Source organism: Acinetobacter sp. ANC 5378, from assembly GCF_013004315.1.
Lineage (GTDB): Bacteria > Pseudomonadota > Gammaproteobacteria > Pseudomonadales > Moraxellaceae > Acinetobacter.
In genome coordinates, this window is record NZ_JABERK010000023.1 from 55,772 (window position 1) to 79,488 (window position 23,717).

At 32.6% G+C, this 23,717-nt stretch carries 19 protein-coding genes and 3 pseudogenes; 4 read left to right on the forward strand and 18 right to left on the reverse strand.

Annotated elements, in window-relative coordinates:
• Nucleotides 1-9: 9 nt before the first annotated feature.
• The 5 genes and pseudogenes from galE to HLH16_RS06585 all read right to left on the reverse strand — a co-directional run bounded on the left by galE (nucleotide 10) and on the right by HLH16_RS06585 (nucleotide 5,666).
• Nucleotides 10-1,029: a UDP-glucose 4-epimerase GalE gene (gene galE / locus HLH16_RS06565; protein WP_171528730.1), complete on the reverse strand. Its 1,020-nt coding sequence runs from the start codon at nucleotides 1,027-1,029 to the stop codon at nucleotides 10-12.
• Complete coding sequence (gene pgi, locus HLH16_RS06570; protein ID WP_171528731.1) at nucleotides 1,022-2,695, reverse strand: glucose-6-phosphate isomerase; 1,674 nt, start codon at nucleotides 2,693-2,695, stop codon at nucleotides 1,022-1,024. Before pgi ends, galE begins: the two co-directional genes overlap by 8 nt.
• Nucleotides 2,695-3,951: a nucleotide sugar dehydrogenase gene (locus tag HLH16_RS06575; RefSeq protein WP_171528732.1), complete on the reverse strand. Its 1,257-nt coding sequence runs from the start codon at nucleotides 3,949-3,951 to the stop codon at nucleotides 2,695-2,697. The genes pgi and HLH16_RS06575 overlap by 1 nt, the downstream gene beginning before the upstream one ends.
• Nucleotides 3,952-3,981: 30 nt before the next feature.
• The gene (galU, locus tag HLH16_RS06580; RefSeq protein WP_171528733.1) at nucleotides 3,982-4,857 is read right to left on the reverse strand and encodes a UTP--glucose-1-phosphate uridylyltransferase GalU; all 876 of its coding nucleotides are present in this window, start codon (nucleotides 4,855-4,857) and stop codon (nucleotides 3,982-3,984) included.
• 118 nt (nucleotides 4,858-4,975) lie between these two features.
• Nucleotides 4,976-5,666, reverse strand: a pseudogene (locus HLH16_RS06585) (IS5 family transposase).
• Nucleotides 5,667-5,836: 170 nt separating this feature from the next.
• Between HLH16_RS06585 and HLH16_RS15740 the strand changes: the two are divergent.
• From HLH16_RS15740 to HLH16_RS15630, 4 genes and pseudogenes are all read left to right on the forward strand, one after another.
• Nucleotides 5,837-5,976, forward strand: a pseudogene (locus tag HLH16_RS15740) (IS5/IS1182 family transposase); the annotation flags it as partial.
• Nucleotides 5,977-6,188: 212 nt separating this feature from the next.
• Nucleotides 6,189-7,319, forward strand: coding sequence for an acyltransferase family protein (locus tag HLH16_RS06590; protein ID WP_171528734.1), 1,131 nt, complete (start codon nucleotides 6,189-6,191; stop codon nucleotides 7,317-7,319).
• A 521-nt stretch (nucleotides 7,320-7,840) separates the two neighbouring features.
• Complete coding sequence (locus HLH16_RS15625) at nucleotides 7,841-8,236, forward strand: transposase family protein (protein WP_214646638.1); 396 nt, start codon at nucleotides 7,841-7,843, stop codon at nucleotides 8,234-8,236.
• Entirely contained in the window at nucleotides 8,184-8,654 is a 471-nt protein-coding gene (locus tag HLH16_RS15630; protein WP_214646639.1) for a transposase family protein, read from the forward strand. Before HLH16_RS15625 ends, HLH16_RS15630 begins: the two co-directional genes overlap by 53 nt.
• Nucleotides 8,655-8,675: 21 nt before the next feature.
• On the opposite strand, the gene HLH16_RS06600 is transcribed toward HLH16_RS15630, so the two are convergent.
• The 13 genes and pseudogenes from HLH16_RS06600 to HLH16_RS06660 form a co-directional block, all read right to left on the reverse strand.
• Nucleotides 8,676-9,848 (reverse strand): glycosyltransferase family 2 protein, encoded by a 1,173-nt coding sequence (locus HLH16_RS06600; RefSeq protein WP_171528735.1) that lies wholly within the window; start codon nucleotides 9,846-9,848, stop codon nucleotides 8,676-8,678.
• Nucleotides 9,849-11,120: 1,272 nt separating this feature from the next.
• Entirely contained in the window at nucleotides 11,121-11,741 is a 621-nt protein-coding gene (locus HLH16_RS06605; protein ID WP_171528793.1) for a sugar transferase, read from the reverse strand.
• A gap of 759 nt (nucleotides 11,742-12,500) precedes the next feature.
• Nucleotides 12,501-13,475, reverse strand: a pseudogene (locus HLH16_RS06610) (IS5 family transposase).
• Between the two features lie 55 nt (nucleotides 13,476-13,530).
• On the reverse strand, nucleotides 13,531-14,472 hold the full coding sequence (locus HLH16_RS06615) for a GNAT family N-acetyltransferase (RefSeq protein ID WP_214646640.1): 942 nt from the start codon (nucleotides 14,470-14,472) through the stop codon (nucleotides 13,531-13,533).
• A gap of 130 nt (nucleotides 14,473-14,602) precedes the next feature.
• Entirely contained in the window at nucleotides 14,603-15,757 is a 1,155-nt protein-coding gene (locus HLH16_RS06620) for a glycosyltransferase family 4 protein (RefSeq protein WP_171528737.1), read from the reverse strand.
• Nucleotides 15,747-16,832, reverse strand: a complete 1,086-nt coding sequence (locus tag HLH16_RS06625; protein WP_171528738.1) for a glycosyltransferase — start codon at nucleotides 16,830-16,832, stop codon at nucleotides 15,747-15,749. The genes HLH16_RS06620 and HLH16_RS06625 overlap by 11 nt, the downstream gene beginning before the upstream one ends.
• Entirely contained in the window at nucleotides 16,832-17,905 is a 1,074-nt protein-coding gene (locus HLH16_RS06630) for an EpsG family protein (RefSeq protein ID WP_171528739.1), read from the reverse strand. The genes HLH16_RS06625 and HLH16_RS06630 overlap by 1 nt, the downstream gene beginning before the upstream one ends.
• A gap of 10 nt (nucleotides 17,906-17,915) precedes the next feature.
• On the reverse strand, nucleotides 17,916-18,788 hold the full coding sequence (locus HLH16_RS06635) for a glycosyltransferase family 2 protein (protein WP_171528740.1): 873 nt from the start codon (nucleotides 18,786-18,788) through the stop codon (nucleotides 17,916-17,918).
• A 12-nt stretch (nucleotides 18,789-18,800) separates the two neighbouring features.
• On the reverse strand, nucleotides 18,801-19,754 hold the full coding sequence (locus tag HLH16_RS06640; protein ID WP_171528741.1) for a glycosyltransferase family A protein: 954 nt from the start codon (nucleotides 19,752-19,754) through the stop codon (nucleotides 18,801-18,803).
• Nucleotides 19,755-21,005, reverse strand: coding sequence for an O-antigen translocase (locus HLH16_RS06645; RefSeq protein WP_171528742.1), 1,251 nt, complete (start codon nucleotides 21,003-21,005; stop codon nucleotides 19,755-19,757).
• Nucleotides 21,006-22,121, reverse strand: coding sequence for a DegT/DnrJ/EryC1/StrS family aminotransferase (locus HLH16_RS06650; protein WP_171528743.1), 1,116 nt, complete (start codon nucleotides 22,119-22,121; stop codon nucleotides 21,006-21,008).
• Nucleotides 22,122-22,386: 265 nt separating this feature from the next.
• The gene (locus HLH16_RS06655; RefSeq protein WP_171528744.1) at nucleotides 22,387-23,319 is read right to left on the reverse strand and encodes a DegT/DnrJ/EryC1/StrS family aminotransferase; all 933 of its coding nucleotides are present in this window, start codon (nucleotides 23,317-23,319) and stop codon (nucleotides 22,387-22,389) included.
• Complete coding sequence (locus tag HLH16_RS06660; protein ID WP_171528745.1) at nucleotides 23,306-23,716, reverse strand: sugar 3,4-ketoisomerase; 411 nt, start codon at nucleotides 23,714-23,716, stop codon at nucleotides 23,306-23,308. Before HLH16_RS06660 ends, HLH16_RS06655 begins: the two co-directional genes overlap by 14 nt.
• Between the last annotated feature and the right edge of the window lies 1 nt (nucleotide 23,717).

Genomic DNA, 23,717 nt, shown 5'->3' on the forward strand with positions numbered 1-23,717 from the left:
ACACATGTTTTAATCACGATAGCCATTCGGATTTTGCTTTTGCCAGTTCCAACTATCCGCCAACATATCCTCTAAAGCATATTGTGGTTTCCAGCCAAGCTCAGCCACTGCACGTGCATTATCTGCAAAAGAGGTTGCCACATCACCTTCACGTCGTGGTGAAAATTCAAATGCGACCGGTACACCGTTCACTTTTTCAAAAGTATTCTTGACTTGAAGCACCGATGAACCATTGCCTGTACCAATATTCCAGGCACGACAACCTTGAGCATTTAAACGGTTATTCAAAGCACATAAATGTGCATTAGCCAAATCGACCACATGAATATAGTCACGCACTCCAGTGCCATCAACGGTATCGTAATCATTACCGAAAATAGACAGTTTTTCACGACGACCAACTGCAACTTGAGTGACAAAAGGCATCAAATTATTGGGAATCCCTTGGGGATCTTCACCAATACGCCCACTTTTATGCGCACCGACCGGATTAAAATAACGAAGTAGTGCAATAGACCAACGTTCATCTGCAACTGATAATTTTTGTAACAGCTGTTCAACAATCAGTTTGGTATAGCCATAATTATTACTTGGCATACCTGTTGGCATCTCTTCATTCAATGGAGATGTATTTGCTTCATCATACACTGTGGCCGATGAGCTAAAAACCAAATTAAATACACCTGCCCGTTCCATAGCTTTGATCAGGCTAATTGAACCTGCAATGTTATTATCAAAATAGGTCAATGGAATTTGCTGACTTTCACCTACAGCTTTTAAACCGGCAAAATGAATCACGGCATCAATGGAGTGTTGCTGAAAAACCTGATCCAGAACTTGTGCATCACGAATATCTCCTTCCACAAAAGCTAAGGTTTTTCCGGTAAGTGCCTGCACGCGATTTAAGGATTCTTCTGAACTATTGCAAAGATTATCCAGAACCACAACCTCATGTCCTGAATTTAACAGTTCCACACAAGTATGTGAGCCGATGTAGCCTGCCCCACCTGTCACTAAAATTTTAGCCATGCTTTTTTCCCAATAATATTTGGATTAAACCTTGAGTAGAGGCATCTAAACTCGAAATGTCTTGTATATCCCCATTTAAAATCGGTAACAGCTGATTGGCAATTTCTTTGCCTTTTTCCACGCCCCATTGATCGAATGGATTGATATTCCAAAGTACAGACTGTACGAACACCTTATGTTCATACATGGCAATCAGCATGCCTAAACTATAGGGATTCAATTCTTGTAATAAGATCGTACTGCTCGGCTGATTACCCGAATACTGTTTATAAGGCGCTAAATTTTCTAATTCATTTTGATCAAGTGCTTGATTACCGAATGCCAATAAACGCGACTGGGCTAAACAATTGGATAAGGCTAAATGATGCTGTTCGACTAATGCATCTGCATTATCTATATAGGTAAACTGATTAGAATTGTAACGTTGCACTGGTGCAATAAAGTCACAACACACTGCCTGTGTACCTTGATGTAACAGTTGATAGAAGGCATGCTGGGCATTCGGTCCAACTTCGCCCCAAACAATCGGGCATGTATCGAATTGTACTTTTTCACCGTTACGTTGAATCGACTTACCATTCGATTCCATTTCTAGCTGCTGCAAGTAGGATGCAAAGTATTTCAGGCGACCATCGTACGGCAGTACCGCATGGGTCTGAATATCAAGAAAATTATTGTTCCAAACCCCAAGTAACCCCATCAGTACCGGAATATTTTGATTTAGAGGTGCAGTTTGGAAATGTTGATCAATGGCAGATGCACCGGCAAGCAATTGCTTGAAGCCTTCCACACCGATCGTTAAAGCAATAGGCAAGCCAATACATGACCAGAGAGAATAACGCCCACCCACCCAATCCCAAAGTAGAAATTGATTTTCCTCGGTAATCCCCCATTCAGTCATTTTTTCAGGTTTGGTCGATACACCTACAAAATGGTGCTTGAGTACCTGAGTATGTTGACCCAAGACTTTTTCTAACCACAAACGTGCTGTCTGCGCATTGGATAAGGTATCAATCGTCCCAAAAGATTTCGATGAAATAATAAACAGGGTGGTTTCAGGACGCAGTTTATGTAATAAGTCCGAGAGCTGACTACCATCTATGGTCGAAACAAAATGTACGTTCAGTGATTTTGCAGTTGCTTGCTTAAAATCAGATAAAGCCCGGGTCACCATCAGTGGTCCAAGGTCTGATCCACCGACCCCGATATTGACCACATCCTGAATCACTTCACCGGTTGCACCGCGACCTTGGCCCGCGTGAATTTTTTCAACCAAGCTAAACATTCGTTTTAATTGCTCATGTACTTGATTTGAAAGTTGTGAATGTAATGGATCATTTTTAGGAAGACGCAAAGCCCAATGCATGGCAGCACGCTGCTCTGTGTAATTGATCTGCTCTTTAGAAAAAAGCCTTTTAATCCAGTTTTTTAAATTTTGTGTTTCAGCAAACTGAATTAAAGTATTTAATACATTTTGATCAATACGATGCTTACTAAAATCTAAAACAATCTGTTCCAATATCACCGAGAATTTTTCAAAACGCTGATCATCTTGTGCGAACAGGTCATTTAAATGCACATGCTCAAATTGTTTTTTTAAAGCATTCAGTTTAACTAAAATAGATTCATCATCATTGACTATAAAAGGCTGAATATTCTGTACCATTAGCGCCCCACTCCCATATAAGCAAAGCCTTGTGCTCTAACATAATCAGGATCATAAATATTACGACCATCTAAAATTAAGGGATGCTGCATGGTTTGGAGCAGTTTCTTGTAATCTGGACTCCAGTATTGCTTCCAAGCGGTGAGTAAACATAATGCATGAGCACCTTTTACAGCATCATATTGATCTGTACAATAAATCAGATCTTCACGATGACCATATATTTTTTCAATTTCAGCAAGTGCTTGAGGATCGTGGAGCTTAACCTTAACCCCTTGTGCCCATAAGGCATTCAGCATGACATGAATAGGAGATTGTTGAATACGAGAGGTATTTTCCTTAAATGAAGCCCCCCAAATGGCGACGGTTTTCCCCTTCAAGTCACCATGAAAATAGTTCCATAATTTCCTAAATAATAGCTCTTTTTGTTGTTCGTTAATTTCCCAAACTTGAGCCAGTAATTGGCTTTTAACCCCAGTACCAGAAACTGTATTCGCCAAAGTCATAATATCATGTGAGAAATTTTCTCCACCAAAGCCTGCACCTGGATTTAAATAGGATAACCCGATCCGACTATCCGTGCCCATCCCCTGACGTACATGCTCAATATCAATGCCTAGTTTTTCCGCAACCACGGCCAAGTCGTTAATATAACTAATGCGTGTTGCCAACATTCCAGAAATACTGAGTTTGGTAAATTCAGCATCTAAAACAGGCATAAATAGATACTGCTGCTGACGCGGAAATAAAGGACGTAACAATTCACTGACTTTATTTTGAACTTCAAGTCGAGTACAGCCGACAATCAGCTGCTCGGCTTGCGTCATACTGGGTAGCGCATTGCCTTCCTGAATCATATCGGGTAAATATACCCAATCATCTTGAGGAAGAATATGCTGGAATTTTTCAGTACTGTGTAGCCCCAAAGTTGAAGCATTAATCATCAACTTTGGATGAATAATGGGCCGTTGTTTGAGCTCTTTTAAAACTTCGATGCCTTGTGCTTCTTCAGCAGGACTTAAACTGAAAAAATAAGCATCGATGTCTAAACAAACTTCATTGAAGTTGCAATATTGAAGAAACCCATTTTTTTCTTGTTTATCCAATAAATGCTTAACCGCTTCATCTTGTGCATAGGCTTGTTCTGACGATGACTTTTTTAATACATCACACCAATAAACCTGATGTCCGCACTCTGCCAATAAAGCTGCCATTACACCTGCATAAAGGGTCTGTCCAAATACCGCAACGTTCATAGAAGCTCCTAATTTTATAGCTTTATAATTTTATAGTTTTAATTCTTTAATTAAGGCTTTAAAATCTTCACCCAATTTTGGATGATCGATACCATAATGTAATACTGCTTTTAAATAACCTAATTTGCTACCACAATCGAAGGTTTGACCTTTCATACGATAGGCTTCCACAGTATCAGTTTGTTGCAGCATCGCAATCGCATCCGTTAATTGAATTTCATTACCCGCACCTTTTGGTGTCTGCTCTAATAATTGCATAATTTTTGCAGGTAAAACATAGCGACCAACAACAGATAGATTGGATGGTGCTGTTCCTACTGCAGGCTTTTCTACAATGCCCTGCATCACGATACTTTCACCTTCATTCGGTGAATGCTTAACATCAACAATTCCATATTGATCCACCAGATGCTCAGGCACAGCTTCAACCATAATTTGTGAGGCTTGAGCTTCATCAAAACGTTGAATCATTAAGCTTAAGTCATTTGTGGTATCAGAATCTTTTACCAACACATCTGGAAGTAAAACAGCAAAATCATCTTCCCCAATCACGGCTTTAGCACAGAGTACTGCATGACCTAAACCTAGTGGTTGTGGCTGACGTACGCTGATCACGCTGACATGGGGTGGTAAAATTTCAGTAATTTCTTTCAGCAGATCGAATTTCTTTTTATTTTCTAAGGTTGTTTCCAGCTCAAAATTACGGTCGAAATAATTTTCAATCGAGGCCTTAGATGAATGCGTCACCAAAATGATTTGTTCTATACCGGCTGCAACAGCTTCCTTCACCACATATTCAATGGCTGGACGGTCAACAACCGTAACCATTTCTTTGGGAATAGATTTACTTGCAGGCAGAAAGCGGGTACCTAGACCTGCGACAGGGAGAATGGCTTTTTTGATCATTTAAAATACACTTTGAAGTTTTAAAAGGTTATTAAGATTCCATTTCAACAATATCATTATTCTATTCTTAGAATGACAATATTGTTAGAAACATAATTTGTTAATCTAGGGCGTGTTCTCATTTCGCCTTACACCAAATCAATATGCATGCTAGCCGCAACATAGCTTTATAATTTCTAGCCAATTTATCATATCTTGTAGCTATTGCCCGAAAGTGTTTTAAACGTGCAAATGCATTTTCAACCAAATGTCGTAATCGATATAAATAACCACCAAATTCTGGATTGCCTTTAGATCTGTTAGATTTTCTTGGTATCACTGGGATCATATCAAAGATTCTCGCACATTCTCTGATTTTTTCGGAGTCATAACCTTTATCCACCACCAGATCATCAGCTTTTCCAACCAATTCTATTAATTTCGGTGCAATTTGACTGTCATGGACTTCACCCCCAGTGATGTCAAAATCAAACGGATATCCGTTTGCGTCGACGGCCAAGTGTATTTTTGTAGTTGCGCCACCTCGTGAGGTGCCAATTGCTCTATTTTCACCGTGCCTAGCTCCACTTACATGCTGATGAGCGCGGACGTAGCTTCTATCAATGAATACTCATTATGTATCCAGTATGCCTCGTAATTTAAAAAAACTTATCCCATAATCCTTTAATCGCCCAACGATTAAACCGGTTGTAAGCAGGTTGCCAAGGACACAAGTCTTCAGGGATGTTACGCCAAGCAGCACCAGTACGAAGTTTCCACAGTATGGCTTCCATGATATTTTTAGAGCGATAACAACCATAAAACTGCATGGTTTCTTGGATTTGCAGCCAAATATCATCGGTTAAAACTCGATGTATTATGTTAAAAACATCAATAAAACAAATAGAAAGCAGATTTTATACGGGTATTTTTATACTTGCATCTTCAATTTTTGAAATGAGAACACGCCCTAAGTCATGAAAAAATATTTACACAGAAACGGAATGATCTTCTTACAACAGTTAAGCATTTAGGCAGAAAGAGATAAAAAAGTGGGCGGGTTATCATCGGCATAACTTGGATGAAGCAAAGATACACTGCATCAAATTACTGGGGGAAAAATTAACAACAAGTAATTTTTAGCGCTAAGTAAATGAAATTCATGCAACTTGCGCAGCACTGCTGCACAGATACTGAATAAATAGTTAGGTAGACTATCCCTTTGCGAAACAATATGTCCTAGATTTGGAGGATATTGGGATAATTTAACTTTAAAATATTTATGTAAAATAGAACAACACAGTCCTAATTTATAGTATATTTTACATCTTATAAAAATAAATTCTAAAATCATGAATAATAATATAACCCGATTAGTTGGTATTGATTTATTAAGAGCTATTTTGATTATAATAGGTGTTTTCTATCATGCATCCTTAGTTGTCGCCCCAGTATCATGGGTATATGCAAGCCCTCATTACAATTCATATACAATAGGACTTTTTTTTGAATTTTTCCATCTGTTCAGAATGGAAACATTCTTTCTATTAAGTGGATTTTTCTCCACATTACTTATAGAAAAAAAAGGGAAAGTATATTATCTTGAAAACAGAAAAAATCGTATATTAATTCCTTCCATACTTCTTTTTTTACTCATAGGTATACCACAATATTATTTTATAATTTATAATGGTACATTCAATTATGATGCCATGATATCTCATTTTTGGTTTCTTCAAACACTAATAGCTTTTATAGCAATTCAATACCTTTATTTAAATAAAAAAAATTATAAAAAGCACATCATATTATCTTTATTTTTTTATTATCTAGCACTACCAACTTACTATTTATTTTCAAAAATTGAAATTATCAACCTATTCCAAGACTCTATATCCAATATTCTTAAATATCTAATTTATTACATAATTGGAATATATTCATATTTCAATTATGATGAATTAATCGAAAAAACCCGTAATAACTTTATAAAAATTTTAACGATTGCAGTGATCACTAGTACTATATTGATAACATTAACTAAAATCATTTGGGAGAAAAATGGATTTCTATTTTCAGCAACAACACCCAAAGATATTATTCTATTTTTGGAAAAATTTACTCTTTACGATATAATCACACCCACCTTACACTTAATTAATTCATTATGTATCAGTTTTATTTTGATTTACATTTTTTCAAAAATAAATCACACAAACAAACAGACAATATTTATTGTTAAATCTTCATTATGTGTTTATATACTTCACCACCCACTCATTATAATTTTTGGAAAAATTTTAGATAATTATAATTTAAACTTATTTAATTACTTTACCTTACTTTCAATGATTGCTCTTTTAATACCTTCTTTTATATTCTATGTTTTTAGAGGAAATAGTTTTTTTAATAAAATTTTCGGATTAGATTCGGTAAATTCAAAAATCATAAATAAGACACTGGAAAGTAATCAAGAAAATTAAAGCATGTGGGTACTGGCTTTATTGCACAAACATTTAGAATGTTAAGTCTTGGACAACTATACGGCTCCCAGTATATTAGACATGAAAATGCCTCATTTTGAAGCTGCCTCAAATGCTTCGGGGGCTCATACCATTGAGATGCAATGGCGCCTGATTTGATCATCAAGCAGCATTGAATGGTTGCATCTGTGTAAGTTTGATTTCAATCTCGCTTACCTTTTGATTGTGCATACCATTGAGTATGAGGATCAAACTAAATACTCAAATTTCTTCGCTTAAACAAAGTAGGATTATATTCCAGTTAAAAGTACGGTAGATTTTAGGTATAGGTTTATTCATTTAGAATTATAGAGATGAATAATCCTTTAGTCATAGTTTGTACAACAAAGCACATAAAATTAAAAAAATAGAGTGAAATTTATTTAAACAACTATATTAGATCTCTTTCATAAGTCAAAAGCAGTCATCCGTCTCCTAATATTTAGTCTCTAATTTTCTGAGTATTCGCGCATAATCTGCGGATGAAATACATCGATTCAAAGAAGCTTTTTGAAACACAGTTTAAGCGCTATACAGGCATCTCGTGGTCAACTTTTGATTTAATGGTTGAGCAATTAAAGAAGCAAATTCCTTCCAAAGGCAGACCACCCAAATTGAGCATGGAGGATCAGATTCTCTTATGCATAAGCTATTGGCGTGAATACCGAACCTTATTTCATGTTGCTACGAGTTACGGAGTTTCAGAGCCAACAGCTTCAAGAATTGTACGCTATGTGGAAGACTGCCTGATCCAGTCAAATCTGTTTAATTTACCGAAGAATTTACCTGAAGGTGAAGGGATAGACTGGAATGTAGTGATTGTGGATGCCACAGAAATCCCAATACAAAGACCTAAAAAAACAGAAGAAAAGCTATAGTGGCAAGAAAAAGACACATACCTTCAAGGTACAAGCCATCATTCATTATAAAACTCAAAGAATTCTGAGTTTATGTGCTGAGCGTGGTGCAGTGCATGATTTCGAACTATTCAAACGTAATTTAAATCAAATTCCTCCAGGAGCTTTTATGCTTGCAGATAAAGGCTATCAGGGAATTTATAAGGTATATTCTAATAGCCTATTACCAGTAAAAACCAAAAAATACTGTAAATTAGCGCCTGAACTAAAAATCTATAATCAGGAAATTAACAAGAGAAGAATCGGGATAGAGCATGTATTTGGTAGCTTGAAAACCTTTAAGATCCTTGCTGAACGTTACCGAAATAGAGGTAAAAGACTAGGATTGAGATTCAATTTAATTGCTGGAATTTATAACTTGGAACTGAGTAAAAATTGATTTATAAAAGAAATCTATTAATTAAAATGCAATCCTTTTCCAAGCATTGATATACCTATTCTTAATACAAATCAAGATTAATTTCTCACGAATTGTCAAATCAAAACCTTTATTACACTCATTAAGTAAATCAGCTACTCTAGAAAAAATAAATAATAGATCAGGAGAATTTAAATAAAAACTCCTATTTTTCATCATTAAACCAGACTCCCTAATAAGTTGTCTAAAAAACAGGTTATCTATAGATAAATTTAATCTTTTGGTTTCATCTACACAGTATTGAATCATGTACAAATGATCCCATGCTAAGTTTTTATTTTTTATTGATTTGGTTATGGAATCTGGAGCATCTCTATATAAATAACCAATACATCCTAAATGCATATATTGATTACAAAGTCTAAATACTATTTTATGTATAATTCCATCTTCAAATAGTACCCCTTCTGGAAATCGAATATTTTCAAATAATTCTCTTTTATAAAGTTTAGCCCATGCATACCCTGCTGAAAAATCTAACATTTCACTATAAATATTAGTCATTACTGGGTTAGTAATCGATTCAATCAAATTATAATCTATAGTTTTTTCAGATTGAAATCGGGCATAAGAAAACTCGATTATATCCAAATTATAATTCATGGCCTGATCTATAGATTTTTGTATGCAATCACCATATAAAAAGTCATCTGAATCTAAAAACATTAGATACTTTCCAACAGAATTTAAAATACCTAAATTTCTGGCTGCAGAAAGACCTTGGTTTTTTTTCAAATTAAATATTCTTATATTTCTATGAGGCAAGAATTCATCTAAAAAATCTTTTGTTGAATCGGTAGAACAATCGTTAATTATCAATATCTCATAATTACATTTTATATCTTGTTCTAGGATTGAATAAATACATGGTTTAATATACTTTTCTACATTATATGCGGGAACGATAATAGACAAATCAACTTGAACCTCGCTTTCAAAACCATATTTAAGTTGTCTCACCATGACCTCTTTACTCTCCTTAACACTCGCTATTTCTTTTGCAGAAAAGAGATCTTTTACAAAATGTGCTAAAAATCCAAGATATCGATATATCAAATAAGAATAAAATAATAGTTCTACTAAAAAGGGATGATCGAATTTCCCTATCTTTACTTTTATTGCATTTTTAATAATATTATCTGTTAAATTATGCATACCCTTTTCCAAAAAATATTAATTGAAATTATTAAAATAATTTATAATCCGAATCGCGGATAAAGATTTTTTTTAAATCATAAGATAAATGTAATTTTATGATTAATTTTTAGTGTTATCAGATCAAAGCATAGACTTTTTTATGCTTAAAATGTAAGTCTCAAGATGAATGATCTCATTTCCTTAAGCAGGATTCGGGTTATATAGGCTTAAAAAGCTAATCTAGCTTCCTCAACTTTTGTACCATTCTCAAGATCTGAAACCGTTAGAATTCTCCTGTTGCCAGCTCCAACTATCATGAAGTATCCTCCAGGTCATATTGTGCGGTCCAACCTAATTCCATAATATTAGCTGCAAAAGAGATAGCAGCATCACCCGGGCGATATAGTACATATTCAAATGGAATTGCGACCATATTATTCAAATAATATTTTTCACTGTCAAAGACAGAAAAGCTATTTCCTGTACTGATATTCCCTGCATAGCAACCGGTATTTTATAATAGGTTATTCAAGGCATATAAATGTACATTGGCCAGATCTACATAATAATCACGTACACTATTAATCTACTTATTGTAATCATGACGATCCACGCCACTTGAATCATATAAAGCATTGAATTATTTGAAATGTCTTGTTTATCTTCACCAATACTTTAATCATTGATTTGAACTAATAAGATTTTTAATATGCCTTATATTGAAGTATCCCGTGGTGAAAGATTCATCTATTGTTCATTAATACTCCAAATCTGCTGCAATAAAAGGCTCCTGATTCAAGTATTAGCCATAGCTTCAAACAGGTCAGAATATTGCGATAAAATTTTACCCACCCAGAAACAGCCCCGAAATGTAAATAACCAACACCCATCCAACTGTTGCCCTCCCATCCTAAACGGACATTTTTATATCAATATGCATTTTCCACCAACTGATCTAGATTACTCGTATAACGGATGTACTGCCAACGTGCCGGAACTTTGAGTTTGGTCTATTCAGAAAAACATTAGCAGATATTGATACTGTAAAGAAAAAATAGCCGTGTAATTCAAAACTTGGGTTTGGGCAAAAAAATAATCTGCAACAACAATCACTATCTGTCTGGCTTGGGTAAAACTATTTCGTGGATTACCTCTGTAGGTCATATCACGTAAATACACCCACTTAACTTTGACCAAATTTTTTATAATTTAAATGTACAAATCAATTTTAAACTTCAAACCCAACTTAGGATACTAAATACATAAAAAAATTTAATCCTAATAATTATTTTAATTAATTTTTACCTCATCTGTTTTTTTTGTATTACCTTTAAATAATGAAGGCCCAACATGACCAGGTGCATTAACGCCTTCACATTTTGCCATGACACTAACTGTCTTAAACATAATCTTAAAGTCGACCCATACATTATGATTATTGACATACCAGACATCACATTTAAAACGTTCTTCATAGTCCAGTTCATTACGTCCACTGACTTGCGCTAAACCTGTCATGCCCGGACGCACTTCTAAACGACGTGCTTGTTCAGGAGAATACAATTCTACAAATTCTTTTAGCATAGGACGCGGTCCGACAACACTCATATCACCTTTTAACACGTTAAGTAGTTGCGGCATTTCATCCAAACTGGTCGCACGCAATTTTTGTCCAAAAGGAGTAATACGCTGATCATCTGGTAAGGGACTACCATCTTGAGCACACATGTCCTTCATAGAACGAAATTTAATCATCTTAAAGAGCTTGCCATTTTTTCCTGGACGCTCTTGGTAAAAAAAGACCGGGGAACCAAGATTTTTCCGTACTTTATAAGCCACAATAATAAAAATCGGAGACAATATTAATAAAGCTATAAATGCAATAATTATATCAACTAACCGTTTGAACACCCTTTCTCTATTTCTAAAATGATCAGCAATAAAATAAAAATTTTCCGGATGTATAAAAGAATTTTTCAAGATCAAATCCTTTTCACCAAGATGATGCCCAGAGATTGTTTTCTCTAGTTCAATTATTTGATCTTTTTTTTGAGAAAATTGTATTGTTTGGGTTTTATATCCATAAATGTTAGTAGAATATTTTTTTAAGGAAATATAGTTTTTCTCAATAAATAAAGGCTTATACACAACAACAGCACTTTCTTCAGAGCTTTTTATTCTATTTTTTTCTTTTTGTAAATTCATTAATAAACACCTCAATATGTCTATTATTTTTTTTCAATCATATCAATTGTTTTTTATTTTAACTAGGGAGGTATCTTTTGTAAAAAGTATTAATTTATGATTTTATAAGACATTAATATTTTTTTATCAATGCTTTTATTCAAAAAATATTAATGATAATTCATTTAATACAAACATAAAATATTTATAAATTTATCAATAAAATAAGCTGATTCACAAAATTTACCCCTTAAATAAGCTATATTACATTTTTATTAATAATAGTGAAAAGTAGTGTTTTTTTTTAAATCAGCACCTTACAAAATATGACAAATATCATGTTTAAAAAAATGTGACAAAATGTAAAGTAATACCCAATATTATGAATAGATGCACTAAATTTATCCATAATGAGATAAGATCAACATAGCTAACGCTTTGTTGCACAAAGATCAGAAGTTAAAGCTCCTCCAAAGCGGCTTAAATTTAAGAGACCACTCGGGTATGAGGTCGGCCTAATTCCGTAAATTTATTCAGTATGGCCACACATGCATGAATTTCATTGACCTGGCTTTGAAACTTCCTCGCGCTGAGTTTATCTCCTAATAATTTAATGCAATGCATCTTGGTTTCCACCAAACTTCGGCGATGATAGCCAGACCACCTTTTCCAATTTTTTTGACCTGAGAAGCACTGCTTCGCAAGGTTTACAGTCTTCAATAACTCATTTCTTTCTATTGAACCTTTGCTCGAATCTTTTCAGGGTTTTGCATTCTTTCTGGGAGGAATGACTGCATGTGCTTGCCGATCTGCAATCACTTGACAGCATTGTTTTGTATCATAGGCCTCATCTGTATAGACTGAACAATATGTTCATCTTCAGGTATTTGATCGAGTAAATCACAAAGTACCTGAGAGTCACTGATATTATTCGTAGTCAGCTGAACAGCACATATTTGCAGAGTTTCAGTGTCTATTCTAATATCTAGTTTCCGCCATTGTCGACGGTATTCTAGTGGGTGTTTCTTGCGCTTCCATTCGCCTTCACCTAAGAATTTCAATCTTTACGAAGCAATGCTTCTCATATCGATAAGTAGATGTAATCCGCCGCTACTTTTTTGATAGCGAATCGCGATATCAATATGCTGTTGCCTTCTACAAAGGGTCGAATACGAATATCACTGATATTCGGGGCGATCCATCAAGTCCATAGAGTTTAATGAGACTTTGTACAAAACCCGTAACCATGCGCAAAGAGAGTCGAAATAGTGATCTAATCATTAAACAGCATTGGATGGTAGCATCGGAATAGGTTTGATTCCGACCTGGTTTTCTATTCGATTGTGCATACCATTGGGTATTGGCATCAAACCAGATCGTGATATTTACTATATTAATCAATAATTTATTATAGTTAGACCAATTGGTTGTCCGATAAGTTTTAGGTATAGGCTTACTCATTTAGTAATTATATTGCCAGGTAAGCTATCATGGACACCTTTGTACAACAAAGCCGCTATACATCTATACTATAAAAATCATGTACAATTGCTCGAGCACCAAAACTTTCTTTTTGACTAATCAACCCAGCATTTAAAAATTTCCCATTATTTTCATTTGAAATACCAAAGTCAAATATTTTAGCGGACTTCATACTTTTGTTTATTAAAAAATCTATAAGATAATCCAATGCTCTCTCTTCTCTCCCATTACTATTACATGCTAAATACTGAGTATGAACCACTCTATCTGTTTCAAAAGTAACAGCTGCTGCAACAATATTCCCCTCTAAACAACACGTATAAGCCCTAATATTATTGGGAAATCTATTTTTTAATAAATCAATCTCAATTTCATTATGTACAGGTTGTTGATTATGATGATATTTCAATACCTCACGAATTACCTCCCAAGCAAGGCTAGGCTGGTTGATCTCCTCTAAAATTAGACCATTTTTTTTCGCCTTGTTAATTGACCATTTTTTACTTTTTGAATATGAATATTCTTCTTCCAAATAAATAGCAGCACTCACATCTCTACGATAAAGACTCGCTTCATTCACGAATAAAGCATATAAATCCTCTTGTGCTGGATAATTATGGTAAATTACTGGAATACATTTATATATAATTTTTTCAATATTTTGATCTTTTAAAAAAACCCTTAATTTAGAAAAAATATCCAGCATATCAACAACATGAGTCTCTCTATTAATTAAAAAACCACCAAAAGTTAAGCCTTGATGACTATAAAATATATTATCTTTTATATTTCCAGGCAACAATGCAATAATTTCTTCTTTATCATTTTTAAATATTAAAGAAAAGTCCTCAAACCGATTGGAATGGTATTCCATAAAATCTCGATTAAACATAAAGTGATAATTTTTACAATTTAATAAAAATTCATTCCACGCAATTTTATCAGCATCTTCATATTTTTTTATTTGAAAACTCATAGCTTTTCTCACTATAACTTATTATATCATTATAAATTCTAATCTAATTATTTTTTGTCGGCTAAATGCCAATCAATTTTTTCACTTCTTCTTTATATAAGATACAAAAAAATCATTATTAAATAAACTTTCATGAATGATTAATCCCTATAATTTGTAATAGTCTATGGTTTATAAGATCAGCATTGAAATTTTTTTTAGCATATAAAAATCCTTGGTATCCCATTGTATTAACTTGCTCAGGGTGCTCTATAAAGTGAATCATTTTTTTCACTAGCGCGGTCACATCCCATTTTGGAATAAGAAAACCAGTCACTCCCTCTACCACAGTTTCATGACAACCGGGAACATCAGTTGTAATCACTGGACGTCCTATCGCCATCGCTTCTTGCGTACTGCGTGGGACACCTTCACGATAATAGGATGGCAATACAAATACTGCACTATTACGTATTCGCTCATCAACATCTGTGACAAATCCATCGTATGCGATAATACCGGTTTCTATCAATCGATTTAATTCTGCTTGTTTTAACCCCGTTGGATTTTCAGTATCTAAACCGCCAATAATCTTAAATAATACTTCGGGATATTGTTTTTTAACTATTTTTGCAGCCTCTAAATATTCGAAGATTCCCTTTTCAGCGATTAATCTAGCTACAAAAATAAAAGATAGATTTTTTTGATCATCCCATTTTGTATAAACATAATCTTGCAAATTAAGACCTATCGGTCCTAAAACTTCAATCGCATTTGTTTTATGAGAAATATTATACCTGTCTACTAAATCTTTAGGGTCATCATGGTTTAAGAAAATAATTTTATCTAAATATGGGAATGCAAGACGATATAAAGATACTTGTATGAAGCGTATAAATTTAGTTTTAAAACTTTGACCGTGTTTATGAATCGTAAAAGGTGAACCTAAACCCTCAATCATGCCAAAAATATAAGGAACTCTTGCCTTGTAAGCAGCCAAAGTGGCATAAATCACTGGTTTAGTTGAATATGAAAATACTATATCAGGCTGTATTTCTTTTATTTTATGCATAAGTTGGTAAGTTGATTGCAGATCAGCCAATGGATTAAGCCCACCACGGCTAAGTTGATAAGTAATGGGGGTAGCACCTAAGCTTTGTATTTTAGCTAACCATTCATTTGTATATTCTGATACAAAAGCATAAACATGATAATTTTGTTCTAAACATGACAAAATAAAATCTTTGCGAAAGCCATAAAGATTAGATGCCGTGGTTCCAATAATAATAATTTTTTTATTTTTCATACAGATTTAGCCATTTTTCTATTATTACTTGTAGGTCAAAGTTATTTTTAACATACTGCAAGCCTTTTTGATTATTTGTTTTAATATCTGCATTGGACATTTCCATTGCTGTGATTAAGGCTTGTGCTAAAGCCATGCTATCTTTAGGTGGTACAAGTATCCCCATCTTTCCCATAACTTCTTTTACCCCTCCACAATCTGTCGCTACAACAAAAGTCTCACAAGCCATAGCTTCTGCAACCACAAGACCAAAGCCTTCAAAAGCCGATGACAATACAAATATATCTGCGGTAGAGATTAACACTGGAATATCATCACGCCGCCCTAATAGCTCTACATGAGCTTCAAGGTTAAATTGATGGATTAAACTAATTATATTTTTTCTCTCTTCTCCCTCGCCAACAATACAAAGTTTAAAATCAGATTTTTTTAATTCTTTTATCAACTTTAATGCTTGTAGCAAATTGGGATAGTCTTTTTGAATATTTAAACGACCAACTGCCAATATTTTTTTTATCAATTTCCTTTCATCATAAGGATTTAATTTTGATTGGGGTAGTTCAGTATATTTAAATTTATCTAAATCTATACCATTATAAACTGCAATTGCAGTATCTTTGAATGCTTTTTTTTGAATAAATGCTTCAACGGCTTCAACACTAACATTGGTATTAATATCAGATAAACTATCTGTAAACCGGTACGCTGCCATACGGAGCTTACCACCTTCATTGGCATTATGTGCTGTACAGATAATTTTAGGTACATTACAAACTATACGGTTTAAACGTACAAAAATATTCGCATGTACCATATGTGCATGTACTATATCCGGTTTAAAAGACAAAATTAATGTACGATATTTTTTTGATGCAAAAATAAAATTACTTAAATTTTCAAAACCTAAGTAAATCAATTCAACAGATTTACACTCAGGTTTTACAACTATATCTCTTCCTTTTAGATAAGCTATTTTAACTTGATGACCACGTAATTGCATTTGATCAGCCAAAGCTGCAACTACTTTTTCGGCACCACCTCCACCAAGCCCTGTAATCACATATAAAATTTTCATTAAAATACACTATTAAACAAGTAGTTATATATATAATTTTGATAAGGAATCCACGCTTTTATTGCCCAATAGCCATGGAAAAACCATAAATACATTTGCATCGTATAAAATAAAATCAACACCATAAGCAAAAATATTTTATTTACCTTTGATAAGTAACTAAAAATAGTACAGATTACAAATAGATCAAAAAATATCAAATAGAGGTTGAAGCGATCTGCCAAAGTAGAAAAACCAATACCTAATGGCAGCATAAATAAGACCAATATACAAAAATAGTGAATTACAGGATAATAACTTTGTTTTTTAAAAAAATAATTATATTTATAAAATAAAAATAGAGGAATTAAATGATACGTCCAGCGAATAAAAAAACCCTTAGAATTCATATCTTCATTACCTTGAAGATATACATTAGTGTCTTGAAAACTAGAATAATAAATTATAATTGAAAGTAAAATTAATGATACCACAATATAAAAAATATTTAAAATTTTAAACTGCTGAAACTTGGTATATAAAAGGATAGGCAAAAATAATAACAAACTAATTGCAGTTTTATGAAACAATGCTGCGAATATAATTAAAAAAGAAAATTGAATAAATCGTCTTTCTAACAACTTACAAAATGCCCATAAGCTAATACTAATAGCCACAGCCTGGCGATTATAGTTCATAGATACGACTAAAAGATGATAAGGGAAATAAATCAATAAAGCTAACCAATATTTTTCTAATTTCAAAGTCGTTTTCATTAAAAAAAACAGTGCCAAAAATCCACAGATTGCATTTACAAAAAATGTATCCTGATAACCTAAAATATTGCCTATGTAATTTAAGATATTATAAGCTGGATCTACACCAAGAATAATTGATTTTAAATCGGTATATTTTGTCAATTCATAAAACAATAGATAACTATACCAATCAACCCCAACCTTATAACGAAACCCAATAAAAATAAATAAAAATAAAAAAGTAATAATTAAAAAAACCTTTCCTACATTATTTTTATAAGAGGAAAGCATATTGCATAAGCACAAATAAAACCAAATCAACCAATAGATAACCATATACACCCCCTTATTTAATTAATAGATTTCTTATATATCGGAGAAAATTTTTAGAAAAAATAGAAAAAGGCGATATAATCAATATATTTCTTAGTATTTTTAAACTATTTTTTTTATTTTCTAATGCAATTGCAGCAGCATATCCCCATGACATTCTGTATATAGCTCTAAAATATAACGGATGCTCACTATATTCTCTTAAAACATCTAAACAACCATTATAAATAAATGTAGTACGTTTTATAGAATTATTATCATGGAGTCTATAGTTGGTAACTATATGATCATCTACAAATATTTTACCAATTTTTACTAGCTTTAACCACATATATAGATCTTCGATTACTATCATAGGATTGTAACCACCGACGTCTTTAATAGCACTCGTCCTAATTAACTGAGTAGATGAATGAATAATATGATTATTGAGCAGTATATCATCAAACAAATATTCTCTTTTTTCCCTATCATCTGTTTTTCTTATTATGTTATTTTCATTTATATAATTAATATTTCCAAATAGGGCAACTATATCAGATCTATTTTCCATTATTTTAATTTGATGAGATGTTTTTTCAGGTAGATAAGCATCATCCGAAGCTAATGCTGCAATATATTTTCCTTCGCACCATTCTATCGCTTCATTTAAAGTTGCACTTAAACCTTTATTAGGTCTATGTCTAAATTCAAACCTGGTAAACGTCTGCTCACATAATAAAACCAATGCTTGTATTTTCTCTATAGATGCATCCTGAGATCCATCATCAATAATAATTAACTCAATATTTTTATAAGATTGATTAATTACACTTTGAATACTATCTTGTACAAATTTTTCATGATTATAGCTAGCAATAATGATTGAAACCAAAGGAGTAGTCATAATTTTAATTCCTTAAAATATATGTATTAATTTTAATATTGTTAACTGTATTTTCTTCTTAAAACCAAATTTACTCATTAAATTTAAATAATCGAGTCGGTCAACTGCATCACGAATTACCCTCTTCCACACCACCAAATTTTGAAGTTGTAATTTATGTTTATGCATATATATAAAATTACCCCAAATAACAGCGACCAACTCCGCTTTAACTTTTGCTTGAAATTCAATTTTATTGGAAAAAATCTCATCCATAATAAAAGCATTTTTAATCATTAAACACCTATTACTATTTATGCTTTTTGTAGCAGAGTTTTCATTATAACAGTAATAATAGACAGCCTCATTACGAACTATATTTTTAGAATTTATAACATTCAGTCGGGTGATTACCTCATCATTATTAATATAATTATTATTTTTGGAATTAATTTTTTTATATTCCATATAACTTTTTAGAAAAACTTCTTTTTTACATATAAACCAGCCATGTATTTTCCAACCATCCAGAGAATTTAATAAACACTCTTCACTAGAAAGATGAATAGAATCTGAGTAAAATTTAAAATCTACAAACTCCATTTTTTCATTTTGTATCTTTACATTTGGCATTACAATATCGACCTCATCATTATTTCTTATAATTCTAAAAAATTCTTTTATAAAATCTTTTGATATTATATCGTCACAATCGTATATCATAATATATTGTGATGACGTACTGTCTATACCAGTTTTTCTTGCTTGAGCTGCACCCTCATTTTTTTGCTGTAAAATCTTATAATCAAATTTAATATCTTCTTTTAAACAAAAACTTAACTTTTCAACCGTCTTATCAGTTGATCCGTCATCTACAAATATAACTTCAAAATTTTTATCTGTTTGTTTTTTTAATGCATCTATACAAGAATAAATATGTTTCTCATTATTGTATAAAGGTATCACTATGCTTATTGAATTATTCATTTATACCTCTTTTAATTTTTCAAATGCTAAATAAGAGCAAACGATCCAGTAAAATAAATAGTTAGCAGCGAATGCAATTGCAATTCCTTTAAACCCCCAAAATTCTATAAATAGAACTGTTAACGGAATAATACTTAAAGCAAAAAAAACTTCTGTACTTATAAAAATTTTCGTCATTGCCTTACTTAGCATCATAAATGATACAATCCAACTCCCTATTTTTATTATATCTCCTATTAATTGCCATGCAAGCAATTGCAACATGGGCAAGAACTGATCTGTAAATAACAAATGAACTATCCATTCCTTCAATATAAAAATGGTTAAACAAGTTATTATTGCTATTGGTAAAATCCATTTATAGCCATAATTTACTTCTTCTTTTATTTCTGTGTATTTATGCAATTGAGACAACTTTGGAATATAATAAATACTTAAAATTGATCCTACTAGCATTAAATAGCCATCGCTTAACTTAGTCATGGCATCCCAATAGCCAGCATAATTCATACCAAATTCAGAAATGATAATTTTTCTTAACCAGATTTGTGCAATATTTCCAAAGAAAACACTGACCAATGCCATAGCAGCAAACACACTTAATTTTTGTGCAATTTCTTTATTAATTTTTCCAAAAAGATATTTAAATTTAAACCAATCTGTTCGATAACACAGCATAACTGTTACTACCAAATTAAGGGATTGATAAATAGATAATGCTATTAATGCACCTTTTAAACCAAATTTCATAGCTAATAATGATGTAATAATAAGTGAAAATATACTGCCAAAAATATTTACAATCACAAGCTTAGTAATGTCTTCTTTACCATTCAATATAGCTAACAGTAATGCATTAAAACTAAAAAATATTAAGAATATAGAAAACCATACTAATATTATTTGATATTCAGCAGAATGGAATAAGTACATTATTATTGGTTTTTGAAATAAAATTATCAGCATCATTAACAAAAAACTGCATATTACAACAATACTTCCAGCAGTTTGCCAAAGTTCTCGTTGTTTATTTTCATCTTCATAATACTCTGAGGTGTATTTAACTACACCAGTATTGATGGCGGTACCAGCAAAAGTAATGATCATTTGAGTAAAATTTTGGAACTGACTTATTGCTGCATATCCTGTTGGCCCTACATAAACAGCCAGAATTTTATTCAATACAAACATGGCAGCGATCTTAATTAAAAATGCTATGCCATTGAGTACACTAGTTTTTAGTAATTTCATCTATACTTTAAATCCATTACACAATTGCACAACTTTTTTTGTGTCATCTCTTGATAAAGTAGGGCTAATAGGCAAACTCAAAACTTCAGCATGAATTTGTTCGGAGATTGGTAAACTTAAATCATCCCATTCCTTATATGCTTGTTGCTTATGTGGTGCAATTGGATAATGAATTAATGTCTCTACCCCGCGCTCTGTCAGATATTTTTGTAATGCTTCACGGTGCTTGGTGCGTATAACAAACAAATGCCAAACATGTTGTGTATAATTCTTTGCATCTATATTTTTTAATGGGAGCTCAATTTCTGGATTTTGAATTTCTTTCAAATATAAATCTGCAATTTGACGACGGTACTGGTTCTCCCCGTCTAAAAAATTTAATTTCACATTCAACATAGCAGCCTGAATTTCATCAAGGCGACTATTCACACCAAGTACCAAATTCTTATATTTTTCATGTGAGCCATAATTCCGTAACGCTTTGAGCATATTGGCTAACTTAGGATCATTGGTCGTAATAGCACCGGCATCGCCAAGTGCACCTAAGTTTTTCCCTGGATAAAAACTAAAGCCAGAAGCATCCCCCCAACTACCCGCTTTTTTTCCTGCTATTTCAGCTCCATGAGCCTGTGCCGAATCCTCTAACACCAGTAAATTATACTTTGCTGCTATGGCGGTGATTTCAGGCATTGCTGCAAGTTGCCCATATAAATGAACCGGCAGAATCACTCTAGTTTTAGCTGTAATAGCTGCTTCTATTTTTTTATCATCAATATTAAAAGTTTCAGCATCTGGTTCAACCAATACGGGTTTTAAATTATTTTCTGTAATGGCCAGAATACTTGCAATATAGGTATTTGATGGAACAATCACTTCATCGCCATCTTTCAATTTACCTAATTCTTTCCATGCACGCAGGGTCAAAATAAGTGCATCCAATCCATTAGCAACACCTATTGCATACTGTACTCCACAATAATTTGCAAAATGTTGTTCAAACTGTTCTAGTTCTTTACCACCTACATACCAACCAGAATCGATAACACGTATACAAGCAGCTACAAGCTTGTCATGATATTGAGAATTAATAGTTTTAAGGTCGAGAAATGGAATCATTGTTATCAATCTCATAAAAAAATTAGGGACTATAGCTCTGAAACTAAAGCCTTCTACCGCCGTCTTCTTAACATAGCTAAATCAGTTCTATTTCAATCACTTTTTTTTAAATTTAATTTAATAATAAAATGTAATTGATTCAGGCTATTTAGCTATATAAAAATTAAAATACTTTTTTCACTTTATATTTTTATCAGTTTTTTCAAAAAATTAATCTGCCATTCCTCTACTTTCACTATTAACAAGCTAAACTAATAGTTTACAACTATAAATTAACCTCTAAGAAATATTTAACCACCGTATATATATAATCAATATCCTGCTTATTCATATTTTGATGGCATGGTAGAAAATATGCTTTTTCTCCATAAAAAATGCTTGACTCTATACCCTGGGAATTAATAAAATTTTTCATTTTATTTAAATCAATATCATTATTTATTTTAAAACAAAAAACACCAGGACAGTCATTTTTTTCTAATTTAAAATAAGATTTCAAATTTAATTTTAAGAATTGTTCCGAATAATATTTATAGTTTTCAAGCTTCTTTAACTTAATACTTGGAATTAAATCTATACAATCAGAAACAGTATTTCTTACATAAGATTCAAACCCACTTCCTTCTTTATTTTTAATATTAAATTTATTACTATAAACCAATGCTCCCCCTATCTGTATTGGAAAGTATTTAGAAAAACTAAATATTAAAAAATCCCCATAATATCCAGCATCATTATTGATTGAATCTGAGGCAAATGAGTGAGCAAAGTCTTCAATGATTGGGTACCCTAGTGATGCATAACTTTTCATTTCTTGACTACAATAACCGAACTCATGATTTACCAATATAGCCTTTGTATTCTTTTCAATTTTTCTTGACCATTTACAATATTTCTCAATCTGATCTGTAACACAACCACTAATATAAAATTTATTTGTTGTAGTAAATATTGTTACCACATCATCAGCTTTTAGGCCTAATGCAACTAAAGAAGCGTCTAGCGCACTTCTTCCACTATCTGTCAAAAGTATCTTTCTACATTCAAATCTATTCGACAGATATTTTTCAATTCCTATCTCGCCCCCACCTTGAATGCTTCTATTTTTATAAATATCAATTGTACGGAAAGGACTAATTCTATACGAAGGTAATAAATGTTTTGGCGCATTGATAACAAACCCATTATCGAGCATCATTTTTTACAACCCTCAAAAATTCATCATAATTCCGAATATAATCAGTTTCGTCATAATGACTACTTGCTAACACTAATAGCACACAATCTTCAGAAAAATCATGCATTTCACGCCAAGTTAACCTTTCAATCATTAGCCCTTTTGTTGGTGAGTTTAAAATAACTTCTTCTCTCTGGAGACCATCATCCAAAATAAACCGGCAACTCCCGTTTACACATATAGCGATTTGTTTTAAATCAATATGTGCATGAAAACCACGTGGTTTGTTACCAGATGTATTAAAAATATAATACAAACGTTTAACTTCAAAAGAGATTGTTTGACCAGACTCAATAACAACAAATCCACCACGGTCATCACTAAAACTTGATAAATCAATCAATTTAACCAGACTCATT